Here is a 21843-nt window from a genome sequence, read left to right on the forward strand (position 1 = left end):
CCTATTTTGTTTTGCTAAATTTTATCAATTAACTTATTTGTGATCAACGGATTAGTTATAAAATTAACGAAGTGTTATAATTTCCCCAATAATTATTTTAATAACGCATTGATATTCAATAATATTGATGCGTTATTTTCTTATTGGGGCATAATTCCCCAATAATTCCCCAATCTATCTTTGCACTTGAAGATAAGGACGTGCACGCCTTCCTTCATAACAATTAAAATGTATAAGTTATGAAAGAATTAAATTCAGCTCAACAGGCGCTTATATTAAGTTTCTTCTCTCCATTTGTCGATATAATTGCTGAAAAAGTGTCTGAGAGAATATTGTATGCGACCGAAAAAAAAGAGCCAAAATTCTACACCCGAAAGGAAACAGCTAAAATCCTTCATGTCACCCTGCCAACATTGGCGAGAATAACAAAAGACGGACTTCTTATCTCCAAACGTGTAGGTAGTAGAATCCTGTATGAAGCGGATGCTATTGATGAGGCAGTAAAAAAGCAGGTCGTATTCAAATATCGGAGGGCGTGACTATGGAAGAAAAGAAAAAGGCAGTCTCAACGACCGCCAATCTCCTCAACAACAGGAGCAAAGATAGCAAATCATCTCGAATCAAACAACAGATTCGCAAACTATTCTTAGATGGTGGCAAGTACACTAGTAAAGATTTAAACACCCTTACTGGCGGAAATGATAGCCGGAAAGTCATATCCGACCTTAGAAAAGAAGGTTGGAACATTAAAGACGTTCGTCAAGACGATAATAGAAAACTGTATTGGTTAGAGCCGGACAAGCGGCAAATGTCTATTAACTGGGAAGGAGGTATCAATGAGTAGAAAATCATTTGTACTTTATACAGAATGGGAAGATGCCTTCGACGGACAGCCCAACGACATTGCGGGCGAACTCGTTAAAGCAATATTCGACTATGTTAGAACAGAAGAAATGCCGCAAACAGACAATACTGTAGTCAATGCAATGTTTTCCATCTTTAAACCAGCTATTGACCGTAATATAGGCAAATATGATGCTGCTATCAAACAACGGAAAGAAGCCGCTCTCAAAAGTGCAGAAAGCAGAAAACATCAAGCGAACGACCGTAAACGAACGTCAACGACCGTATGCGACCGTAAACGAACGTCAACTGTAAGTGTAAGTGATAGTGTAAGTGTAAGTGATACTCTCTCTCTTAATGGAGAGAGTGTGAGAGAGGGAACGAATAAAGTTTTCGATCTTCAATCAATCAAAGAGCAACTACTATCAGATGAAATCTGGAAAGAATCCGTTTGTATGCAATCTACTTTAGGTGTGTCTTTCATTTCTATGCTTCCCGACCAGTTAGATAAGTTCATTGCTTATATCGTTTCAATTGGAGAGGAACAGAGTATATCGAATATATCGGATGCAAAGAGAAGGTTTACTTATTGGTGGCAGAATCACGGAAGAAAGGAGGTACAGGATGAAAACAAACAAGTATACACCGTCCCCAATTAAGGGAATGCCGAACGCACCTGAAGCAGAACAAGCCGTTATCGGTTCACTTCTTAACTTTGGCGGTGACAAAGTATTCGATGCCATATCTCCCGAACTGAATAAAGATATGTTTTATGATAACCGGTACGCTGTATTGTATGATGCTATCCAGTCGCTTTATGCAAGCAATAAACCATGTGACATCGTATCGGTATCAAACGAAGTCCGCTCAATGGGGAAGATTGAAGAAGCGCCTCCGCACTTCATAGCGGAAACCCTCAATTACGGGTTTGATTCGTTTCATGCCGTCGAACATGCTTTGATGGTAAAACAGAAATATCTACAACGGAAAGCCATTGAATTATCCCATATACTCCAACAGCAAGCCTATGATGATACAGAAGATATCGGAGACGTCCTTTTCAATGCGGGGAAAGCACTGGAGCAAATGCAGCAGGATTTAATCGGGCAAAGTGAATCCCAGTCATTTAAAGACATTGCACAGTCCGCATTAAAAAACATAGAGAGGAAGATGGGATTGTATAGTAGCGGGAAACAGACAGGAATAACAACCGGACTACAAGACCTTAACGATATAAATTCCGGTTGGCACGGTGGCGAGTTGATAGTATTGGCAGCACGCCCAGCCATGGGAAAAACTGCTGTATCTCTACATTTTGGAAAGTCAGCAGCTAGACAAGGTATTCCGGTAGTCATTTTCTCTTTAGAAATGGATTCTGTCAGCCTGTATGAACGTTTCATTGCTTCAGAATCCAATGTACATCCCAGCAAATTAAGGTCCGGCAATATAAGCCAAGATGAGCTACTGCAAATAGATAAGGCAATAGGGGGAATTTTATACAGCTTACCGATAACAATAAACGATAACGCAGCTATAGGAATGAGTTACATCCGTGCAACGTGCCGTTTATACCATCGACAAAACAAATGTGGAATGGTGATAATAGACTATTTACAGTTGGTAACCGAAAGCTCAAATGGAACAAGAAACAGAGAACAGGAAATAGCCCGGATGTCCCGGGAAGCAAAGATTATCGCTAAAGAATTGAATGTACCTGTTATCCTTCTGTCACAACTCAACCGGGAAGTAGACAAGCGACAGGATAAAAAACCTATTCTTGCAGACCTTCGGGAATCGGGAGCCATTGAGCAGGATGCAGACATGGTTATATTCGTTCATCGTCCGGAATATTACGGAATCAGTGTCAAGGATTCATCCGGGCATGAGATTTACAACTATGGTGAATTGTGATTATAGCCAAACATCGAAACGGTTCTGTCGGAACTGTCAAATTCAAACATGACGGTTCCCTTACAAAGATATTCGACTACGATACGAAAGGTTATACAGAAAACAATCCTTTCTAATGAACATTGGTTTTATTGTCTAAGTATTTAGTAGATTGAGAAAGATGAAAACAATAATAGATCATAATCCGCACATTGCACTATCAGACCTAAAAGAGCTGTTCAGGCTTTCTGAAGGATCGGCAAGTTTTACTGCTAATGGAGTACAATACACTATCGTTTTTTCGCTAGAGGAACAAATATGCGTCTTTCTATGGGAGTATAATGGGAAGAAAAAACAGGAGAAGATAGAGTTAAGAAAAGAGCCCAGTAATTTAGGACAGGGCTATGTGTGGTATTTTGTTTGTCCATGCACAAGGCGCAAATGTCGAAAACTATTTTTAGACGGGAATATTATAGCAAGCCGGTACGCATTTAATCACGTCTATAGCATCCAAATGGAAAATAAGCCAAATATATTCTTCCGCAAGTTAGGCAAGTTGGATGATCCTCGCAAGAAGTACGGGAAACCATTATACCGGGGGAAAATAACACTCTACGGTAAAAAAATACAGAAGTACAGGAAAAGACAGCAAATCATCAATGAAAACATAGGGAAGTATATTCCTTCATTCATGTTCAAAACAAAGAAAAATATATGAAACTAAGAGAATATCAAAATAACATAGCTATCCAAGCGGCCAATAAACTAACAGCTTTCGGATGCTGTTACCTATCGATGGAATGCCGGACAGGGAAAACGCTCACGGCTTTATATGCCGCTGATAAATTCAACGCAAAAAGTGTTTTATTCATCACCAAGCTAAAAGCCATCCCCAGCGTAAAAAACGACTATATCGCATTACAACCATCTTTTAAGCTGGAAGTTGTCAATTTTGAAAGCAGCCACAAGGTGACAGGAAAGTACGACCTTGTGATAATTGATGAGGCCCATTCACTGGGAGCATATCCCAAGCCAAGTAAGCGTACACAGGAGATAAGGACCATTTGCGAAGGTTTGCCCGTGCTTTATTTGTCCGGCACACCTTCACCCGAAAGCTACTCACAGCTGTATCACCAATTCTGGGTATGCAGCAAATCACCGTGGAAAAGCTATAAAAGTTTCTATAAATGGGCGAAAGAGTACGTATACACACGGCAGAAGAGAGTAAACGGGTATCTCATAAACGACTACTCATGCGCCAACAAACCAAAGATAGACAATGATACTAGAAACCTGTTTATCTCTTACTCCCAGGAACAGGCGGGATTTGAGGTGAATATCAACGAGCACATATTGCAGGTACAGATGGAAGACAGGACCGGAGAATATATCAGGAGATTACAAAACGATTTGGTTGTAGACATCAACGGCTATACTGTTCTAGGAGATTCACCGGCAAAGCTTTTGACTAAATTACATCAACTATCTTCCGGGAGTGTAATTTCCGAGAATGGCGAGCATTTGATATTTGACAGCAGTAAGGCGGATTTTGTGAAGGGCTATTTTAAAGACCGAAAAATTGCATTGTTTTACGTGTACCAGTCCGAAGCGGAGTTATTACAGTCTGTTTTCCCGAACTGGACGGACAGCCCGGAAGAGTTTCAAGCCTCATCAAATAAAGTCTTTATATCGCAAGTTCGCCGAGCACGTGAAGGTGTGAGACTTGATACAGCGGATGCTTTGATTTTCTTTAATCTCGAATTTAGTTATCTATCATACGAGCAAGGCAAGAACCGCCTAGTTTCAAAAGAGCGCACCAGCCCGGCAGATGTTTACTTTCTTTGCTCTGACTGCGGGATTGAAAACAAGATATTGGAAGCGGTACACGGAAAGCAAGACTTTACACTTTCGTACTATGGCAGAACTAGAAAGTAAAATACAGGCTCGCATCATCAAACGGTTAGAGGCAGAAGGTTATTATGTGGTTAAATTGATTCTGACGAATAAACCGGGTATTCCTGACCTGTTATGCCTAAAGAACGGGAAAGCATCGTTTATCGAAGTGAAAAGGCCGGAAGAAAAGCCCAGACCTTTACAAGAATACCGGATGAATGAATTAAGAAACCTAGGTTTTGAATGTAAAGTAAGAAGAGAGTGAACTACCGAAATTTGACAGATAAAATATATTCAGTCCAAATGAAGCGATTTAAGCCTTTTTCTTTTGCGGAATAATAAGATGAAAGTCGCTTAAACGCAAACAGAATACCAAATAAAGGCAATTAATAGAGCATTGCTCAGCTAAATAAATTATTAACCAATTTAATTTTTAAAATCATGAAACAGAATGTATTTTTTGGAGTAAGAAAAGACAGTGAAAAACATCTTTATGTGAGAAGAGGTGATAACAACGAGGTCCTTATCACTAAAACAGTAAACGGGGAATCCATAACAGAAGAGAACACCGTACACCTAAATGCGGAAGAAGCCCGTAAACTGGGGATTCAGTTGCTAAAGTTAGGTAGTGAAGAACTGCCAAAATCAGGAATAGACCTTAAAGCCGAATCTTTCGTAGACAAAATCACGGTATACAGAGGAATAAACCCGGACGAAACACCGGCCAACCTCGCAGTTATCACCATTGATGAAAGCGATGAGGCCAGACAAGTAAGGGAAGATAGCGGAGAGGAACCCGGCTTTTCCATTGAAGGGGAAGAACTGGAAAAACTCATTTCCGCACTGGCAAAGATTGTATGATTACTAACAAAATCAGGACCAGGCAATGAACATTAAAAATTACAGAGTAGAAGATGTAGGTATAGGATTAGGGCTTTGTACCGATAAAGATTTTATTCCTGTTTCATACGCTGAAGGGGAAGAGCTAGCAAAACACCTACGTCGTACTATCCCGCTAAAGACTAAGACAATTATGTATGAACACCCGGATGCGGGATTGATTGAGATTCTTCGGGAAGATGCTATAAAAATGCTGAAAACATTAGATAGCATCTCCTGACACTAAGATTGTATAACCAATACCGGGCAGGGATGCTCTATTGATTCTCTGCCCAGCTTTACTAAAGTAGTAAACAATAGTAAAACAGACGTTTTAAAGCAAATCATTTGCTACTGTCGGGTATAATGTATAATTTTGAACGTATCTAAATAAAGAGCGTATGAAGCTATACGCAACCGTTGCCAGTCGTTCGGGGTTTCTACTTTGGGAACCCCTTTTTTATGCCTTCTACAGGCTTTTTTCATTGGCAATACAGACAAGGTTTAGACAAGGGTAAATCCCTCAAAAAGGGGCAAGATTAGGGCAAGGGTAAAACAAAAAAAATAACAAGGAAGTAGATATAAAAACGCCCGCACAGGTCAATCATATACGGGCGTTCTCTTTTATCAAATCCTTATAGGTCCCTATTCAGGCTCATAACCTTCGTAATAGTACGATTGTGTAATACCCTTGAATATAACTTCTCTATCATCTACTCGGTTGGTTAATCTTTGATGTAACAAAGTTCGCAGTTCCAGATCATTAATCGGGCTTCTTTCCATAGCTTGCAAATAGAGAACCTTATCCACATTCTGCCAATCAATCACCATGCCAAGACGTTTTTTCAGAATCATATCAAGCCAAATGCGCATAGTACGACCGTTACCTTCCATAAACGGATGAGCGATATTCATCTCCACATATTTAGCAACGATTTCCTCAAATGTCGTTTCCGGCATCTTTTCTATTACCGGGAGCATCACATCAAGATACATGCAGTTGGCAAAACGAAAGTTCCCCTTTGCTATATTCAAAGTACGTATCTTTCCGGCAAAGCTATACAATCCCTCAAACAGATAGCGGTGTATGTCACACAATCCTTTTACGGTTCCTACCTCGATACGGTCTATATCTCCAGTCTCAAACAAAGCATGAGCTTTTGCAAGGCTCAACTTATCTATTTCATTTGTATTCATACCCTATTGCATTATAGATAAATATCTTTGTAAAGAGGCTATTTCGGCCTCAACAACAAGCTTTTGAAAGGCTTCCGGCTTATTCTCTGTGTGAGATCCTTCCAGTGCTTTATAATAGCTTATTTTATCCTCATTGCTGCCTTTTAAAGTAACCAATGTATACCCATTCCGTAAAAGATAAAGATTCATCAATAAACGTGACGTTCGCCCGTTTCCATCAATAAACGGATGAATACGCACAAGTTCATCATGGAGATATGCGGCTATAAGTACCGGATGTACTTTTTCTTCTTCCAACTGCCGGAACTTTATCATAAAATCCTCCATTTGCTTTTCTATCAAATAAGGCTGAGGCGGCATGTGGGTACTACCGGAAATCATAACGGGAACGGTACGGTATTTCCCGGCATTTTCACGATCTATTCCGTGCAAGATAAGAGCGTGTATTTCTTTGATAGTACGTTCACTTATCTCTATATCCTTCTTCGCTATATCTTTGATATAATCAATAGCCTCGCTATGATTGATAGCCTCCAGATGTTCACGCATAGACTTGCCGGATATGGTAACTCCTTCATTTACTACTAATGCGGTTTCCTGTAATGTAAGGGTATTACCTTCGATCCGGTTACTTTCGTAAGTATATTCTATATCCAAGGCATCCTGTATCTTTTGCAGCGCATCTTCCGGTAATGGACGTAAAGCGGATAACTCCCCTTTGAGTGTGTCAGCTTTATCTAACAACAGTTTTAAATCTTCATTCATGACTATTCTACTTTGATGGTTTCTTTTTATGAGCGATTTTCTTTATATCCTCATCTAATTCTTTAATGCTATTCAAATGCTCTAATCTTTTTTGGGCTTCCTTGTATTGGGCATACTCTTGACCTACTTTTTTAACCGCCAGTTCATGGGATATGGTACCTGCACATTCTAAGATTGTTTTTTCGTTCATAGTTAATACCATTCTTAATTTATCTATCCAATCTTTCATATACATTGGCTTGTGTTGTAAAGCTTGTGTTTCCGCATAAGCTAGATATTGTTCTACTATCAACTTCAACACGCCTATTTCTTCTTCATTCAAATAGTTTTTGCCAATAAGTACATCAGCCTTCGTTACTTTTCCCGGTTTTGAAGTGGAAGTAAGCCCCATCATGGGTAGCGTAGCATTAGAACGATAGTATATGAGTTCTGCGGCCGTTTTCCCGCTTACAGCCCAAAGAAGTTTATTTTGTACTTCCTTATAAAATGTCAATGTCATCTCATCGGACGGATCATAATCTATACTTGTAGCGTAAATATCCTTCACCTGTTGATAGAAAACCCGCTCTGATAGCCTTATCTGTCTGATTCTATCTAAAAGCTCTTTAAAATAGTTCATGGAAGAACCGGAAGTAAATCGCTCATCGTTTAATGTAAATCCTTTAATGATATATTCCCGTAGTCGTTGCGTTGCCCAAATACGGAACTGTGTACCTTGATGGGATTTAACACGATAACCAACAGATATAATTACATCAAGGTTGTAATAGTTGGTATCATATTCTTTTCCATCAGATGCAGTTGTTCGGAAATTCCGAACTACTGAATCAATATTCAATTCTCCTTCCTCAAAAATATTTTTAATATGCTCACTAATGGTTGATTTAGATTTTCCAAACAACTCGCATATTTGCGCTTGGGTTAACCAAACCGTTTCTCCTTCAAACAAAACATCAACCTTAATATGTCCGTCTTCCGATTTGTATATTACTATTTCTCCGTTTTTCATATTTATTCTACTTTGATATTATAAAACGATTTCTCCGCTTTCTATTCTATCCAGCAACCGGGACAAGTCCGATACGCTATTTATATTGTAATTGGTATCTCTTATGCGGATTACTCCAATAATACCACCGGAAGAAGATGAGGTAAACAACTCTGGAACGTCAACACCTAAAGCAGATGCAATCTTTTCCAATGTTTCAAGTGTTGGATTTCCATTGATAGCCCGACTTAAACTTTCTCTTTTCATTTCCATTTTATCGGCAAGGTCTTGAATTGTAAGCCCTTTTTCTTTACATACCTCTTTTACTGATAGTTTCATAATTATGTGATATTAAATGTTACAGTTGCAAATATACTCACATGAAACGCATATTATCACGTTTATTCGGTTAAGTAACGTTAAATATCAAATTTTACACGATCCATATTTTGCAAATGTGATAATAAGAGTTACATTTGCATTATCAAAGTAACATTAATAATCACGAAATATGAAAAGATACGATTTAAGCAAAATAATGAAGAAAGCTTGGGCACTATTTACGAACGCCCGTGCAAAGTACCCAACATTCGCCGATGCACTCCGTAAATCTTGGAGCATGGCAAAATTTGAGGTTAAAGTAGCCGAAGAACGCCAGACAATCGAAGCGGAGACAAAAGCACGTGAAGCAAAGGTACGTGAAGAGAACGAGCAAGCCGCAATTAGTTCGGTTCTTCTTCGTGCACAAATCGAAGCCGACCGGATCAGAAGAGAAGCGGAAGCCAAAGCGGAACGCATGAAAGGCGAGATAGCAGCACGCAAAGAGGGTATCTCTTACAATGAGTATCAAAACCGTATTAGCCGTGCAATGGGCTATGGGTGTGGCTCGTATTGTGGTGATTGATTATTAACCCGGTGGGGTCAGTGAAATAACGACCCCATCATAAAATATACACTATGACAGAAACAAAGGTTTACAAGCTCCACGAGAGCAAGCAAGTAGAAGATATTGCTACCTTGCTAAAGATAGAAGGAATAAAGCATAAGGTATTCGAATACGAAGAGTACATAGCAATAGAAGTGACTGGCACACCATTAGAGCTAATAAGAGCCTCAACGATATACCAACAGGTTACAACCATTGAATTATAACGAGATGGAGATAATGATAGTATTTGGGTGCCTGTATCTAGGCTACCGGCTTTTCAAGAAGCCCGGCGAACACTTTTTTGATATTTAATCAATAATGAACGCTACACTAATTATTTGTATCATCCTTCTTGCTTTCTGTATCTGGGATGAAATGTTTAACGATAAGAACAGGAATCAATCAATATAAAATAATAACGCTATGGAATTTTCAGAAATTGGAGAAAAGTTTGAAGGTCTGACGGCAGACCAAGTTTACAACCTTGCAAAGTTCGGCAAGGAGATTTTAGAAATAAACGGCTCTGTAACATTGGCAAGATGTTTACTTGAAGTTATTCCTACGCTCATGGATGATAACAACTACAGAGAAGCCGGATGCATTGTCTTAGCAATAGCGAAAGCAGCCATAGAACTAGATCACCAATGTTGGGGTGAGCACAAAACACTTTTAGGACTTACCGGAGTGAATATAGATGATTACTGTTACGGGTTAAAGGGTGCACAAGAAATTATAGTGTATGGAAATGAAGATTGAACCCGCCAGCAAAGAGCGGACAAAGCAAGGAGAGCAGTTTATAGAAAGACTGCTGAAGATTCTACAGAACAACGATAAAGTAACGGTTAACATTATGTACTGCCAAACTTGCGTTATTGATAGCTTAGCTAGTATAGAATCCGGCACTAGTTATAATGTTAATCTAGGCAAAGACGGTTACACCGTGCTAAATGAAATGGTTTACAACTCACATCAATAAAAAGGAATCATGGACTTATACGAGATATTATTGCAAAGGCTTGTATTACTGACAGATGAATACTTACAGTTAAGGGAGAGAGTAAAGGAGCTTGAAGATGAATTGAAATCGAAGAAATCAACGGCTCCGAGAATTATAAAGATGAAAATAGAAAAAGCAAAATAATAAGGTTATGACAGATATACGTTTAATCAAGACACTTATAGAATCAAATAAAATACTTCGTGGCAAATTGGAAGAAGCGCAAAAGCGCATTGATGAGTTAGAGGGGAGAATGCCCCCTGTAATGAGGTGCAACGTAATAAGCCACGATTTCACAAAAGGGATTCCAAAAGAAGCGAAAGCAAAATAGATTTGTCAGGGGTCTTCGGACCGGCACTAAAGTTGACGCCAATCGACAAAGCCACCCCGGTAACAATACGGTTGCCGGGTTTACATTTAAACGAATATGATTATGAATATACATCAAACATTGCCCCGTACTGATTGCACCCACTTCGCCAAATGCGGCGAACGGTCTATAGCCTATTGCCGGAGATATGGCGCACGTGAATGCCTTTCGTGCCGGCTGGTTAAACGGAAGCCAAAGAACCGGGTTACAGTGGACGGAATAGAGCGGAAGAGGTGCACGCATTGCGGAAAGGTTCTTCCCCTTCATCGCTTCTATGACCGGACGGTAGTACGGAACGGCAAAAGCTATCATTTAAAGACTTCGTGGTGCCGGATATGTATGTCCAGTTCTCAATGCAAAAGGAATAAAAGAAAGTTAACCGGGGAAAATCTTCCCTCGTTGAATACAAAACAATAGCTTTTAAATATAATCGATTATGAAAACAAGAATCATTAATGCAAGCACTGAACTCAACAAAGTTAATCCTTCGTTGGGATGAACTAGAGAAAGAAGACAGGGCAAAGGAAAGTAACGCCCTACCTGGTCCGACAGATTACGGAGTAGGTCATACGGTACATGAACTTATTGAGTGGGTAGGCGCTTTGCAAAGGTTGGGTGGAGCTGACAAAGCCTCAACGCTGGAACTGATGAAGAAGATAGCGGAAGAACGAGGTTTGCCAATGGTTGATATACCCGTTTCTACAGAGAACACACCGGCAGAAAAACGCCCAGGTATAGAAAAGCTTACCCCATCCCCTGCAAAAGAGAAAGATAAATGTAAGATAGTACGCAAAGCATACACTTTGACGGACCTATTAAAGATACAAAAAGTACACGGCAGCACAATTCAACCAGTTGTTAATAGAAAAAGGCTTCATGGAGATTCTATACAGAAACGGGGAACCATACAAAGCAATATCCTTAAAAGGGTTGAAGTACGGAGTGAATAGTACACGCATTGATTATCCGGACACATTGTTACCTGTTTGGTATAGCGATACTTTCCCGAGGCTTGTGGAATTGATAGAAGAGCCGGATCCGTATTGATAAAAATTTGTATCTTTGTAGTTGGAATCATGAACTATTCTTTTAAGTTGGTTGCAACTAAGTTGATTCATTCATTTATATTTTGTGTTTGTGTGTTTGTATGCTTATGCTGTTTCGTCGTGAGATGAGGCAGCATTTCTTATTTACCCGTATTCCTTTCAGGATTTGCGATTTTAGAGCTTTCTCTGTATGTCCGCCCAATAAAAGGAAAACGCTCAGACGCAAACCAAAAGGTGAGAAAACGAGCGTTAAACAAGCGTTATTCAAGTAAAACGGCATAGGATAACGTAGGAAAATCTCACATTATAGTACAAACATACTATTGCTTTCGAAGTAAGAAAACGGTTTGAAAACGGTTATAAATTACTCAAATATGCACTGTTTTTCAACTTATAGACATTTATCTATATTTACATTATTTACTTAAGATTCCAATAGGTGATTATTCCCGTCTTATAACTAGAGAAAACGGCGGAAAACGAGCAAAAAACGAGCAAAACACCCTAAGATTACCCTAAGGATAAACTAAAGAATTAGGGCAAAATTACGGCAAGGGTAAAATGTGTATTTTGACAAATCTCATGATCTATAACTCCTAAAAAGGTGGGAACAAAGTGGGAACATTTTCAGCTAAGAGCAAAGAAAAACCCTCTCAGAAATCATCTGAAAGGGTTTTGCGAGGTTCCTGGCGGATTCGAACCGCCGTACACGGTTTTGCAGACCGCTGACTAAGCCACTCATCCAAGGAACCGTAATTTCTCGTTTGCGGTTGCAAAGGTAGTACAAATTTTGAAACTACCAACTATCCGCAGCAATTTTTCTTTGTACTTTTTTTCTTTACACTACATTCATGTCTCTTCTTCTCCATCATATCCTTTAATTCACAGCCACTTACACAGCTATCGCAAGGATTAGCACTTTCGCGCGTGCGACGAAAAAAAATATAAATCCCATATATGACTCGGACAATACAGAGTACAATCAGTACTCCGACCACCCATTCCTGCCAATTATTCATACAAATAGTCCTCCAATCTGATAAACCGCGAATGAAATAAGCCAAGCTAATACTGTTGTGTAACCAGCAGCAAAGAGTGTCCACTTCCAACTACCGGACTCCTGCTTGATAGCTGCCAATGCCGCAATACATGGAAAATAAATCAGCACAAACAACATATAACAGAAAGCAACCAGTGGAGTTATCGGTATCCGCTCCGCCAAACTAGCCTCATCAGCTTCCGGATCGTCTACATATAAAACTCCCAAAGTGCTAACAACCAATTCTTTCGCTCCTACTCCCGAAATCAAACCGATACCCAGCTTCCAGTCAAACCCCATAGGTGTAATCACTGGCTCTATCGCACGGCCAAGCTGACCTATATAAGAATTTTCCTGCTGTTCGGCTACCGTCTCATATGCGTCATGATTCGGATAATACCCTAAGAACCAAATGATAATAGAAGCAATCATAATAATCCCTCCCATTTTCTTCAAATACTGGGCTCCTTTCTCCCATGTATGACGGAAGATTGATTTAGCTGTCGGCATCCTGTATGGCGGAAGTTCCATCACGAACGGAGTATCGTCACCCTTCACCAAAAACTTGCTGAACAAACGCGCCAACAACACAGCCAGAAATATTCCGATCGCATAAATACCTAACAACACCAGACTGGCATTGTTCGGGAAGAAAGCTCCCACCAGCAGCAAATAGATAGGCAGACGCGCGCTGCAAGACATCAACGGATTCACCAGCATCGTAATAAGACGGCTTTTCCGGTTCTCAATCGTACGCGAAGCCATAATAGCAGGCACATTACATCCGAATCCCATAATCAACGGAATAAATGACTTCCCATGCAATCCCATCTTATGCATAATCTTATCCATAATAAACGCAGCACGTGCCATATATCCTGAATCCTCCATCAACGAAATGCAGAAATACAGAATAAGGATATTCGGTAAGAAGACAATGACTCCCCCTACTCCGCCGACAATACCGTCAACCAGCATATCCTTCAACGGCCCTTCGGACATATTATTGCGAATCAAATCACCAATCTGTCCCACCAGCCATTCAATCCCCATCATCGGATATTCGCCAAGCACAAACGTGCCCTCAAACATCAGATACATAAAAAGGAAAAAGATGGGATAGCCCCAAATACGATGAGTAACGATGGCATCCAGCACTTTTGTAGTCTGTGCCTGTTCCAAGTGGTTATCAGTAAACGTTTCTTTCAATGCACCACTGATAAAACCATATTTTGCATCCGTAATAGCGGACTCACAATCCTCATTCATCGTACTCTGAACACGCTTAGCCATTTTATCACGAATACTGAGAATAGCTTCCGCATTCGGCAAAGTACGCACAAAACTCTCTATGTCCAAGTCGTTCTCCAACAGCTTGATAGACAGGAAGCGAGTGGAATATTTATGGCGGATAAATTCGTTCTTGGAAACTTCATCTTTTACAGCATCAATCGCTTTTTCCAAATCGGGACCATGATTAATGTGAATATGCCGGAATACACGTCCGGTTTTCTTATGTTCACGCACATAGTCTTCCAAGTGTTCCTCTTCATGGTGTTTCCGGTCTTCCAAAGAATCATGCCATTCGGTCAGGTCTCTGAGCACTTCCGGATTCATATTTCCCTGTTTATCAAAAAAGTCGACTCCTTCATAGAGGTTAATGACCACATGAAACAGAGTGTCCAGTCCGCGATTTTTCTTACTTACCGTAGGCAGCATCGGGACACCGAACAATTTGCTCAATAAATGATAGTCCAATGTATTCCCACTGGCTTCCAATTCATCGTAAATATTCAGAGCCACGACCATACGGACATTCATATCAATGAGTTGAGTAGTCAGATATAAATTCCGCTCAAGGTTCGAAGAGTCAACTACATTAATAATAACATCCGGGGTTTCGTCGATAATATGACGGCGAACATAAATCTCTTCCGGCGTATATGCCGACAAAGAATAAGTTCCCGGCAAATCGACAATACGGAAGTGATAACCTTCAAAGTCGAAATAACCTTCTTTGGCATCCACAGTCACACCGCTATAATTTCCTACATGCTCATGAGCACCGGAAGCCAGATTAAACAAAGAAGTCTTGCCGCTGTTCGGATTTCCGACCAAGGCAACATTGATGGTGCGGCGTTTACCTAACGCAAACCGTTTCATCTCTTCTTCTTTTACAGATATATCTTCAGGCAACCCTTCATGGTAAATAGTCTCTTCAGCCAGTTTTATAGCTTCCTCTTCACTGACCACTTCGATCATCTCAGCCTCCTGACGACGAAGAGAAATTTCATAACCCAGAACTTTATATTTAATGGGGTCCTTTAGTGGAGCGTTCAACAGTACTTCAACCGTCTTACCTTTAATAAAACCCATCTCCACAATACGTTTACGAAAACCACCGTGCCCCAATACCTTAACGATGACACCTTTTTCGCCTGTTTTCAATTCGGACAAACGCATAACTCTCAAAATTTTCGGCAAAGATAATTCATAACTTCGGAGCACGCAAATTATTTAGATTGTTTTTAAATAACAGGCGCTTTCATATTCTAATCCCCCAGCCTGCAACTAAAAACAACGCTCATTCACTTGAGATACTTTAATAAACTATTATCTTTGCAGCATATGATACAACAACGGATTATACAATATATAGAAAAAGAAGATTTATTTTCTTCCGACAGCAACATTCTGGTAGCATTGAGCGGCGGCGCCGACTCGGTGGCATTGTTATGCATCCTTCATGCAGCAGGTTATCATTGCGAAGCCGCACACTGCAATTTCCATTTGCGCGGTGAAGAATCGAATCGCGACGAACAATTCGTCCGCCAATTATGCAAGAAATACGAAATCCGCCTGCACACAGTTGATTTTGACACGACCCGATATGCAACCGAGAATCATATTTCCATCGAAATGGCCGCCCGCGAATTACGTTATAATTGGTTCGAAGAAGTAAGAAACAAATGCCAGGCTGATGTCATTGCAGTTGCCCACCATCAAGATGACAGCGTAGAGACGATATTGCTCAACCTGATTCGCGGAACAGGAATTACCGGACTATTAGGAATCCGTCCCCGCAATGGAGCAATCATACGTCCTTTACTTTGTATCAACCGGGAAGAAATCCTACATTACCTGCAAAGCATCGGGCAAGCTTATGTGACAGACAGCACCAATCTGGTAGACGAGTATACCCGTAATAAAATCCGTCTCAACGTTCTTCCTCTCATGCAGACTATCAATCCATCGGTAAAAAACAGCCTGATAGAAACCAGTAATTATCTGAATGACATATCTGCCATATACAATAGATATATAGAGGAAGCCAAAACAAAAATAACCACATCAGAAGGCATCCGAATCCGCGAATTATTAAAAGAGCCGGCACCCGAAGCTCTTTTATTTGAAATTCTGCACCCTTTGGGCTTCAACTCCGCACAAATCAAAGATATTACCAATTCGCTTCACGGACAACCGGGAAAACAATTCAGCAGTAAAGAATGGAGAGTGATTAAAGACAGGGAACTCCTTTTATTAGAAAACACCCAATCAGGAAACAAAGAGGAACTTCCTTTTCAGATTATCAAAGAAGAAAAAGAATATACGCCGGACTTTCCGATTCCGAGAGAAAAGGGAATAGCCTGTTTTGACGCAGACAAGCTAAACGGAGAAATCTCTTATCGGAAGTGGCAGACAGGAGACACCTTTGTTCCCTTCGGAATGAAAGGAAAGAAAAAGATAAGCGATTATCTGACCGACCGCAAATTCTCTATCAGACAAAAAGAGCGCCAGTGGGTGCTCTGCTGTGGTGAACGTATTGCGTGGCTGATAGGCGAACGGACAGACAACCGCTTCCGTATTGATGAAACGACCCAACGTATCGTTATTTACAAGATAGTCTGAGGCTGTTTCTGCTTCTTAAAGCAATCAGACAGTAAAGTCGCAAAAGGCGTATCATATACCCGCGCCTTTTTAGTGCAGGCTTTTACACAGGCACAACATTTGATACATTTAGACTCATCCGTATGCAACTCATCACCTTTGGTTATAGCTCCTGCCGGACAACGAACCACGCATAATCCGCAATGAGTACATACACTTTCATTTTCCACCCAAGGAGCACGGGGAAGCGGCGTACCACTTTTGCGTAACTTGATGACCTTTCTCAAAAAACGAAACAAGGGAATGAAAGGTTGGCTCGGACGTTTGATAGCACGCACATCTACCGGATAAAGAGTATCCATAGCATCGGCTGTCTCTATTTTCTTCCGGATTTTTTTCCCGAACTCCGCAGCCAGAGCCAAATCAGAGTCATCAGGACGCCCGACGGCAATGGGGTGTTCATCGGTGCTATACGAGTGTTCTCCGATAAAAGTTGCCCCGGCAATCACCTTCATTCCATGAGATATGGCAAAAGCATCCAACTCCATCAAAGCTTTTTCATAAGCACGGTTTCCATAAACCACAACTAAAACGGTGGGCGTATCCAAGCCGCGAATCCCCTGCAAACGCTCCATTGCCAAAGGAGCCACATGCCCCCCATACACGGGAACCACAATAATAGCTAATGCAGACGCAGGAATTACAATTTCTCCGGCAGCCTGTTGAGTGACATTTATGGGAAGAATATTTTTTATGCCCGTTCCGTGAACAATCGCCTCCGCTATTTGTTTTGATGTATGTGTAGGCGAAAAATAAATTAAATAAGCTTCATTTACTGTCATACTATTTTCTTTTATATAGCAAAGATACACTTTTACGTGGAAAAAAATGTTTGATTGTTCATGAAACCAAAAAAAATTATTATCTTTGCCCCGTTGAAACATTCTACGATTCAACACATACATCCCTAATTCATAACAAAAAACCAAACGTATACTTGCATATCTATAGCTATAAGCTGTAGTAATGCTGTCCGTAATTCAGCTAAAAAAATATTAATAACTTACCATACTATATGTATAACATTATCCAATTAAACGACAAAGAACTGTCGGAACTTCAAATTATTGCCAAAGATTTAGGCATTAAAAAAGCAGACTCATTCAAAAAAGAAGACCTTGTTTATAAGATACTCGATGAACAAGCAATCGTAGGAGCTACTAAGAAGGTTGCCGCAGATAAGCTCAAAGAAGAACGCAAAGAAGACAAGAAAAAGCGTTCGCCACGTGTAACTCCTGCCAAGAAAGAAGACAAGGCAGTTTCCGCAGCCAAGGGCGGAGAAGTTGCAAAGACCAAAGAAGCTACTCCTGTAAAGACGCAACAACCTTCCAAAGAGGAAAATACAAACAAAGAAAAAGAGACTCCCGCCATTGATGCCAAAAACGAGAACGCTGCTCCGAAGCGTAAAGTAGGTCGTCCACGCAAGAATTCTGAGACAACAGAAAAAAAAGAGGTAGAGAATGCCAAGCCGGTAGTGACCAAGGCTATGGAAGCAAAACCTGTTGCAGCAGAAAAGCCTACTGAAGCTACACAGAAAGTAGCTCCGGTGTCGCAACCTGCTGAAAAGAAGGAAAAACCCAACAAGCCTGTGGTAGAAACCAACAGTTCTACTGCCGAAACTAATAAGTCTGCCGTTGAAGCCAACAAGCCCTCTGAAAAGAAGGCAATAGCAAAACCACAAAAGAAAGCTGCACCCGCTATCGATGAAGAAAGCAATATCTTGTCCAATGCCGACGATGATGATTTTATCCCAATCGAGGACCTGCCTTCAGAAAAAATAGAGCTTCCGACTGAGTTGTTCGGTAAATTCGAGGCAACGAAAGCAGAACCGGCACAAATGCCGGCCGAGCAAGCCCCCTACTCTCAGCAACAACAGCCTCAGCAACACCCGTCCCAACAGCAGCAACAAGCCCAGCAGCAACGTCCGCGTATTGTTCGCCCACGTGACAATAATGCTAACAACAATAATAATTTCCAGCGCAACAATAACCAAAACCAAGCTCAGAACCAGCAGCGCCTGCCTATGCAACGTTCCAACCAGCAGAACAATGCCAGTGAAAACTTCCCGACACAGCAACCACAGGAGCGCAAAATTATCGAGCGTGAAAAGCCATACGAATTTGACGATATCCTCAATGGCGTAGGCGTTTTGGAAATCATGCAGGATGGATACGGATTCCTCCGTTCATCCGATTACAACTATCTTTCTTCTCCGGACGACATTTACGTATCACAGTCACAAATCAAGCTATTCGGCTTGAAGACCGGTGACGTAGTAGAAGGAGTTATCCGTCCGCCGAAAGAAGGAGAAAAATATTTCCCGTTGGTCAAAGTATCGAAAATCAACGGACGTGACGCAGCTTTCGTCCGCGACCGTGTTCCTTTCGAACATTTGACTCCCCTCTTCCCGGATGAAAAGTTCAAGCTTTGTAAAGGCGGTTATTCAGACTCCATGTCCGCTCGTGTTGTAGACCTTTTCGCTCCGATTGGTAAAGGACAACGTGCACTCATCGTAGCCCAGCCGAAGACCGGTAAGACTATCCTGATGAAAGACATCGCCAATGCGATAGCAGCCAACCACCCGGAAGTATATATGATTATGCTGCTGATTGACGAACGCCCTGAAGAAGTAACCGACATGGCACGCAGCGTTAACGCGGAAGTCATCGCTTCCACTTTCGACGAACCGGCAGAACGCCACGTGAAAATCGCAGGTATCGTATTGGAAAAAGCAAAACGCCTGGTAGAATGTGGTCACGACGTAGTTATCTTCCTTGACTCCATCACCCGTCTGGCACGCGCATACAATACAGTTTCCCCGGCATCCGGCAAAGTGCTTTCCGGTGGTGTCGATGCCAACGCATTGCACAAACCCAAACGTTTCTTCGGTGCGGCACGTAACATCGAAAACGGCGGTTCACTGACCATCATCGCTACTGCCTTAATTGATACCGGTTCCAAGATGGACGAAGTTATCTTCGAAGAATTCAAGGGTACAGGTAACATGGAGCTGCAACTCGACCGCAACCTGTCCAACAAACGTATCTTCCCTGCTGTCAACATCACTGCCTCCAGCACTCGCCGCGACGACCTGCTGCTTGACAAGACAACGCTCGACCGCATGTGGATATTACGCAAATACCTTGCCGACATGAATCCGATTGAAGCAATGGATTTCGTCAAAGACCGTCTGGAGAAAACCAAAGATAACGACGAATTCCTGATGAGCATGAACAGCTAATCGACGGAAAACGATAAATAACGAATGGTGGTCAAACTGCAATTATTCCGCAGGTTGGCCACCATTCTCTTTTTCAGGATTCCACTTTTGTACAAAATCCTTTCATTTACGTCCAAAACCGCTCTCCTACCCTTTTTTACATCCCCTTTTTTCCTACTTTTGTTGCAAAATCAATATTACCTAATTCTAACCAAGAATGAAAACGATTTATCCTTTCATGGGTTTAGCCCTATGCGGCATAGCGGCCCAGGCACAAGAAAAGCCGAATTTCCTGATTATCCAATGCGACCATTTGACGCAACGTGTCGTAGGCGCTTACGGGCATACACAAGGATGCACCCTTCCTATGGACGAAGTAGCTTCGAGAGGGGTTATCTTCTCCAATGCTTATGTAGGCTGTCCTCTCAGCCAACCTTCACGCGCAGCCTTATGGAGCGGCATGATGCCTCATCAAACCAACGTACGTTCCAATTCCAGCGAACCCGTCAACACACACATACCGGAAAGCATACCGACACTAGGAAGCCTTTTCTCCGAAAACGGTTACGAAGCCGTGCACTTCGGAAAGACTCACGACATGGGTTCGCTAAGAGGATTCAAGCATAAGGAACCGGTAGCAAAACCATTTACCGACCCCGAATTTCCCGTCAACAACGACAGTTTCCTTGATGTGGGAACCTGTGAAGACGCAGTAGCCTATCTGAGCAACCCGCCACAGGAACCTTTCATTTGCATCGCCGACTTTCAAAACCCTCACAATATCTGCGGATTCGTAGGAGCGAACGAAGGCGTACACACAGACCGCCATGTCAGCGGCACTCTTCCCGAACTGCCTGCCAACTTCGATGTCGAAGACTGGAACAACATCCCTACTCCCGTACAGTATATTTGTTGCAGCCACCGCCGCATGACACAGGCTTCCCACTGGAGCGAGGAGAACTACCGCCACTACATCGCAGCCTTCCAGCACTATACGAAGATGGTATCCAAACAAGTGGACAGCGTACTGAAAGCACTCTATTCCACACCAGCCGGAAAGAACACCATCATAGTCATCCTAGCCGACCACGGCGACGGAATGGCTTCACACCGCATGGTGACCAAGCATATCAGCTTCTACGACGAAATGACAAACGTTCCGTTCATATTTGCAGGCCCCGGCATCAAACAACAAAAAAAACCGGTAGACCATCTGCTCACACAGCCCACACTCGACCTTCTACCCACCCTTTGCGACCTGGCAGGAATTTCCATTCCGGCGGAAAAAGCGGGAATCAGCCTTGCCCCCACCCTAAAAGGAGAGAAACAGAAGAAAACCCACCCGTATGTCGTCTCCGAATGGCATAGCGAATATGAATACGTGACGACTCCCGGACGTATGGTACGTGGACCAAGATACAAATACACCCACTACCTTGAAGGGAACGGAGAAGAACTGTACGACATGAAGAAAGACCCGGGAGAACGCAAGAATCTAGCCAAAGACCCTAAATACACAAAAGTTCTTGCAGAACACCGTACAATGCTCGACGACTACATCACCCGGACAAAAGACGACTACCGCAGCCTGAAAGTTGATGCCGACCCACGGTGCAGAAATCACACCCCGGGCTATCCAAATCACGAAGGTCCCGGAGCACGTGAAATTCTCAACAAAAAATAAAACAGTAAAAAGAGCGAAGGTTTCTTTGTAATCTTCGCTCTTTTTATTGCTTTTGCATATCATCTAACAAACAGCTAAATATCAAGCGAGTAAACACAGAATCCATCGACAACAATTCCAGATACAGGACAATGACATCATCGTTCTATGTAAAGA

At 41.7% G+C, this 21843-nt stretch carries 26 protein-coding genes and 1 tRNA gene; 19 read left to right on the forward strand and 8 right to left on the reverse strand.

The features are described from left to right. The first annotated feature begins 239 nt into the window (after positions 1–239). The 9 genes from NSB03_RS14805 to NSB03_RS14845 all read left to right on the forward strand — a co-directional run bounded on the left by NSB03_RS14805 (position 240) and on the right by NSB03_RS14845 (position 5746). Complete coding sequence (locus tag NSB03_RS14805; protein WP_024988080.1) at positions 240–539, forward strand: helix-turn-helix domain-containing protein; 300 nt, start codon at positions 240–242, stop codon at positions 537–539. 2 nt (positions 540–541) lie between these two features. Then, a complete protein-coding gene (locus tag NSB03_RS14810) occupies positions 542–844 on the forward strand; it encodes a hypothetical protein (RefSeq protein WP_024988079.1) in 303 nt (100 codons plus the stop codon). Then, complete coding sequence (locus NSB03_RS14815; RefSeq protein WP_024988078.1) at positions 837–1502, forward strand: DUF6291 domain-containing protein; 666 nt, start codon at positions 837–839, stop codon at positions 1500–1502. Before NSB03_RS14810 ends, NSB03_RS14815 begins: the two co-directional genes overlap by 8 nt. Continuing rightward, complete coding sequence (locus tag NSB03_RS14820; protein WP_257466476.1) at positions 1468–2754, forward strand: replicative DNA helicase; 1287 nt, start codon at positions 1468–1470, stop codon at positions 2752–2754. The genes NSB03_RS14815 and NSB03_RS14820 overlap by 35 nt, the downstream gene beginning before the upstream one ends. A 160-nt stretch (positions 2755–2914) precedes the next feature. Further along, entirely contained in the window at positions 2915–3451 is a 537-nt protein-coding gene (locus NSB03_RS14825) for a hypothetical protein (protein ID WP_024988077.1), read from the forward strand. Further along, positions 3448–4668, forward strand: coding sequence for a DEAD/DEAH box helicase (locus tag NSB03_RS14830; RefSeq protein ID WP_024988076.1), 1221 nt, complete (start codon positions 3448–3450; stop codon positions 4666–4668). Before NSB03_RS14825 ends, NSB03_RS14830 begins: the two co-directional genes overlap by 4 nt. Beyond that, positions 4649–4891 (forward strand): VRR-NUC domain-containing protein, encoded by a 243-nt coding sequence (locus NSB03_RS14835; RefSeq protein WP_024988075.1) that lies wholly within the window; start codon positions 4649–4651, stop codon positions 4889–4891. Before NSB03_RS14830 ends, NSB03_RS14835 begins: the two co-directional genes overlap by 20 nt. A 176-nt stretch (positions 4892–5067) precedes the next feature. Beyond that, positions 5068–5487, forward strand: a complete 420-nt coding sequence (locus NSB03_RS14840; RefSeq protein ID WP_024988074.1) for a hypothetical protein — start codon at positions 5068–5070, stop codon at positions 5485–5487. A gap of 25 nt (positions 5488–5512) precedes the next feature. Beyond that, positions 5513–5746 (forward strand): hypothetical protein, encoded by a 234-nt coding sequence (locus NSB03_RS14845; RefSeq protein WP_024988073.1) that lies wholly within the window; start codon positions 5513–5515, stop codon positions 5744–5746. Between the two features lie 404 nt (positions 5747–6150). On the opposite strand, the gene fic is transcribed toward NSB03_RS14845, so the two are convergent. Genes fic through NSB03_RS14865 form a run of 4 tightly spaced genes read right to left on the reverse strand, consistent with a single transcriptional unit; the run spans position 6151 to position 8794 of the window. Then, complete coding sequence (fic, locus tag NSB03_RS14850; RefSeq protein ID WP_120466263.1) at positions 6151–6702, reverse strand: protein adenylyltransferase Fic; 552 nt, start codon at positions 6700–6702, stop codon at positions 6151–6153. Positions 6703–6705: 3 nt separating this feature from the next. Further along, entirely contained in the window at positions 6706–7467 is a 762-nt protein-coding gene (locus tag NSB03_RS14855; protein WP_135038262.1) for a Fic family protein, read from the reverse strand. A gap of 7 nt (positions 7468–7474) precedes the next feature. Then, positions 7475–8476 (reverse strand): virulence RhuM family protein, encoded by a 1002-nt coding sequence (locus NSB03_RS14860; protein ID WP_065539089.1) that lies wholly within the window; start codon positions 8474–8476, stop codon positions 7475–7477. Positions 8477–8494: 18 nt separating this feature from the next. After that, positions 8495–8794 carry a helix-turn-helix domain-containing protein gene (locus tag NSB03_RS14865; RefSeq protein WP_024988071.1) on the reverse strand — a complete coding sequence of 100 codons (300 nt, stop codon included), beginning with the start codon at positions 8792–8794 and terminating at the stop codon, positions 8495–8497. A gap of 172 nt (positions 8795–8966) precedes the next feature. Here NSB03_RS14865 and NSB03_RS14870 point away from each other — a divergent pair, with 172 nt between their 5' ends. The 7 genes from NSB03_RS14870 to NSB03_RS14900 all read left to right on the forward strand — a co-directional run bounded on the left by NSB03_RS14870 (position 8967) and on the right by NSB03_RS14900 (position 11700). Then, a complete protein-coding gene (locus NSB03_RS14870; protein WP_024988070.1) occupies positions 8967–9359 on the forward strand; it encodes an SPFH domain-containing protein in 393 nt (130 codons plus the stop codon). Positions 9360–9412: 53 nt separating this feature from the next. After that, positions 9413–9607 carry a hypothetical protein gene (locus NSB03_RS14875; RefSeq protein ID WP_024988069.1) on the forward strand — a complete coding sequence of 65 codons (195 nt, stop codon included), beginning with the start codon at positions 9413–9415 and terminating at the stop codon, positions 9605–9607. A gap of 199 nt (positions 9608–9806) precedes the next feature. Beyond that, positions 9807–10139 carry a hypothetical protein gene (locus NSB03_RS14880; protein ID WP_024988068.1) on the forward strand — a complete coding sequence of 111 codons (333 nt, stop codon included), beginning with the start codon at positions 9807–9809 and terminating at the stop codon, positions 10137–10139. After that, complete coding sequence (locus NSB03_RS14885) at positions 10123–10359, forward strand: hypothetical protein (RefSeq protein WP_024988067.1); 237 nt, start codon at positions 10123–10125, stop codon at positions 10357–10359. The genes NSB03_RS14880 and NSB03_RS14885 overlap by 17 nt, the downstream gene beginning before the upstream one ends. A 172-nt stretch (positions 10360–10531) precedes the next feature. After that, on the forward strand, positions 10532–10711 hold the full coding sequence (locus tag NSB03_RS14890; RefSeq protein ID WP_024988066.1) for a hypothetical protein: 180 nt from the start codon (positions 10532–10534) through the stop codon (positions 10709–10711). 102 nt (positions 10712–10813) lie between these two features. Then, on the forward strand, positions 10814–11167 hold the full coding sequence (locus tag NSB03_RS14895) for a hypothetical protein (RefSeq protein ID WP_128824424.1): 354 nt from the start codon (positions 10814–10816) through the stop codon (positions 11165–11167). A 38-nt stretch (positions 11168–11205) separates the two neighbouring features. Further along, on the forward strand, positions 11206–11700 hold the full coding sequence (locus NSB03_RS14900; RefSeq protein WP_135039299.1) for a hypothetical protein: 495 nt from the start codon (positions 11206–11208) through the stop codon (positions 11698–11700). 776 nt (positions 11701–12476) lie between these two features. Here the strand turns inward: NSB03_RS14900 and NSB03_RS14905 are convergent. The 3 genes from NSB03_RS14905 to feoB all read right to left on the reverse strand — a co-directional run bounded on the left by NSB03_RS14905 (position 12477) and on the right by feoB (position 15298). Next, positions 12477–12548: transfer RNA gene (locus NSB03_RS14905), tRNA-Cys, on the reverse strand. A gap of 51 nt (positions 12549–12599) precedes the next feature. Then, positions 12600–12815, reverse strand: coding sequence for a hypothetical protein (locus tag NSB03_RS14910; RefSeq protein WP_128824423.1), 216 nt, complete (start codon positions 12813–12815; stop codon positions 12600–12602). Further along, positions 12812–15298, reverse strand: coding sequence for a ferrous iron transport protein B (feoB, locus tag NSB03_RS14915; protein WP_024988064.1), 2487 nt, complete (start codon positions 15296–15298; stop codon positions 12812–12814). The genes NSB03_RS14910 and feoB overlap by 4 nt, the downstream gene beginning before the upstream one ends. A gap of 165 nt (positions 15299–15463) precedes the next feature. Here feoB and tilS point away from each other — a divergent pair, with 165 nt between their 5' ends. Continuing rightward, positions 15464–16744, forward strand: coding sequence for a tRNA lysidine(34) synthetase TilS (tilS, locus tag NSB03_RS14920; protein ID WP_024988063.1), 1281 nt, complete (start codon positions 15464–15466; stop codon positions 16742–16744). Here tilS and NSB03_RS14925 read toward each other — a convergent pair. Then, complete coding sequence (locus NSB03_RS14925; RefSeq protein ID WP_024988062.1) at positions 16729–17565, reverse strand: 4Fe-4S binding protein; 837 nt, start codon at positions 17563–17565, stop codon at positions 16729–16731. The genes tilS and NSB03_RS14925 overlap by 16 nt on opposite strands. Positions 17566–17798: 233 nt before the next feature. Here NSB03_RS14925 and rho point away from each other — a divergent pair, with 233 nt between their 5' ends. Next, on the forward strand, positions 17799–20024 hold the full coding sequence (gene rho / locus NSB03_RS14930) for a transcription termination factor Rho (RefSeq protein WP_135039298.1): 2226 nt from the start codon (positions 17799–17801) through the stop codon (positions 20022–20024). 196 nt (positions 20025–20220) lie between these two features. Further along, complete coding sequence (locus NSB03_RS14935; protein WP_217938549.1) at positions 20221–21687, forward strand: sulfatase family protein; 1467 nt, start codon at positions 20221–20223, stop codon at positions 21685–21687. Positions 21688–21843: the final 156 nt, after the last annotated feature.

It is taken from the genome of Bacteroides acidifaciens, from assembly GCF_024623065.1.
Classification (GTDB): domain Bacteria; phylum Bacteroidota; class Bacteroidia; order Bacteroidales; family Bacteroidaceae; genus Bacteroides; species Bacteroides acidifaciens.

Coding starts and splice junctions, on each gene's coding strand:
- fic (WP_120466263.1), bottom strand. CDS start 6,702: ATGAATACAAATGAAATAGATAAGTTGAGCCTTGCAAAAGCTCATGCT.
- NSB03_RS14805 (WP_024988080.1), top strand. CDS start 240: ATGAAAGAATTAAATTCAGCTCAACAGGCGCTTATATTAAGTTTCTTC.
- NSB03_RS14935 (WP_217938549.1), top strand. CDS start 20,221: ATGAAAACGATTTATCCTTTCATGGGTTTAGCCCTATGCGGCATAGCG.
- tilS (WP_024988063.1), top strand. CDS start 15,464: ATGATACAACAACGGATTATACAATATATAGAAAAAGAAGATTTATTT.
- NSB03_RS14900 (WP_135039299.1), top strand. CDS start 11,206: ATGCAAGCACTGAACTCAACAAAGTTAATCCTTCGTTGGGATGAACTA.
- NSB03_RS14860 (WP_065539089.1), bottom strand. CDS start 8,476: ATGAAAAACGGAGAAATAGTAATATACAAATCGGAAGACGGACATATT.
- NSB03_RS14880 (WP_024988068.1), top strand. CDS start 9,807: ATGGAATTTTCAGAAATTGGAGAAAAGTTTGAAGGTCTGACGGCAGAC.
- NSB03_RS14910 (WP_128824423.1), bottom strand. CDS start 12,815: ATGAATAATTGGCAGGAATGGGTGGTCGGAGTACTGATTGTACTCTGT.
- NSB03_RS14810 (WP_024988079.1), top strand. CDS start 542: ATGGAAGAAAAGAAAAAGGCAGTCTCAACGACCGCCAATCTCCTCAAC.
- NSB03_RS14875 (WP_024988069.1), top strand. CDS start 9,413: ATGACAGAAACAAAGGTTTACAAGCTCCACGAGAGCAAGCAAGTAGAA.
- NSB03_RS14820 (WP_257466476.1), top strand. CDS start 1,468: ATGAAAACAAACAAGTATACACCGTCCCCAATTAAGGGAATGCCGAAC.
- NSB03_RS14870 (WP_024988070.1), top strand. CDS start 8,967: ATGAAAAGATACGATTTAAGCAAAATAATGAAGAAAGCTTGGGCACTA.
- feoB (WP_024988064.1), bottom strand. CDS start 15,298: ATGCGTTTGTCCGAATTGAAAACAGGCGAAAAAGGTGTCATCGTTAAG.
- NSB03_RS14885 (WP_024988067.1), top strand. CDS start 10,123: ATGGAAATGAAGATTGAACCCGCCAGCAAAGAGCGGACAAAGCAAGGA.
- NSB03_RS14925 (WP_024988062.1), bottom strand. CDS start 17,565: ATGACAGTAAATGAAGCTTATTTAATTTATTTTTCGCCTACACATACA.
- rho (WP_135039298.1), top strand. CDS start 17,799: ATGTATAACATTATCCAATTAAACGACAAAGAACTGTCGGAACTTCAA.
- NSB03_RS14825 (WP_024988077.1), top strand. CDS start 2,915: ATGAAAACAATAATAGATCATAATCCGCACATTGCACTATCAGACCTA.
- NSB03_RS14865 (WP_024988071.1), bottom strand. CDS start 8,794: ATGAAACTATCAGTAAAAGAGGTATGTAAAGAAAAAGGGCTTACAATT.
- NSB03_RS14855 (WP_135038262.1), bottom strand. CDS start 7,467: ATGAATGAAGATTTAAAACTGTTGTTAGATAAAGCTGACACACTCAAA.
- NSB03_RS14840 (WP_024988074.1), top strand. CDS start 5,068: ATGAAACAGAATGTATTTTTTGGAGTAAGAAAAGACAGTGAAAAACAT.
- NSB03_RS14815 (WP_024988078.1), top strand. CDS start 837: ATGAGTAGAAAATCATTTGTACTTTATACAGAATGGGAAGATGCCTTC.
- NSB03_RS14830 (WP_024988076.1), top strand. CDS start 3,448: ATGAAACTAAGAGAATATCAAAATAACATAGCTATCCAAGCGGCCAAT.
- NSB03_RS14890 (WP_024988066.1), top strand. CDS start 10,532: ATGACAGATATACGTTTAATCAAGACACTTATAGAATCAAATAAAATA.
- NSB03_RS14845 (WP_024988073.1), top strand. CDS start 5,513: ATGAACATTAAAAATTACAGAGTAGAAGATGTAGGTATAGGATTAGGG.
- NSB03_RS14895 (WP_128824424.1), top strand. CDS start 10,814: ATGAATATACATCAAACATTGCCCCGTACTGATTGCACCCACTTCGCC.
- NSB03_RS14835 (WP_024988075.1), top strand. CDS start 4,649: ATGGCAGAACTAGAAAGTAAAATACAGGCTCGCATCATCAAACGGTTA.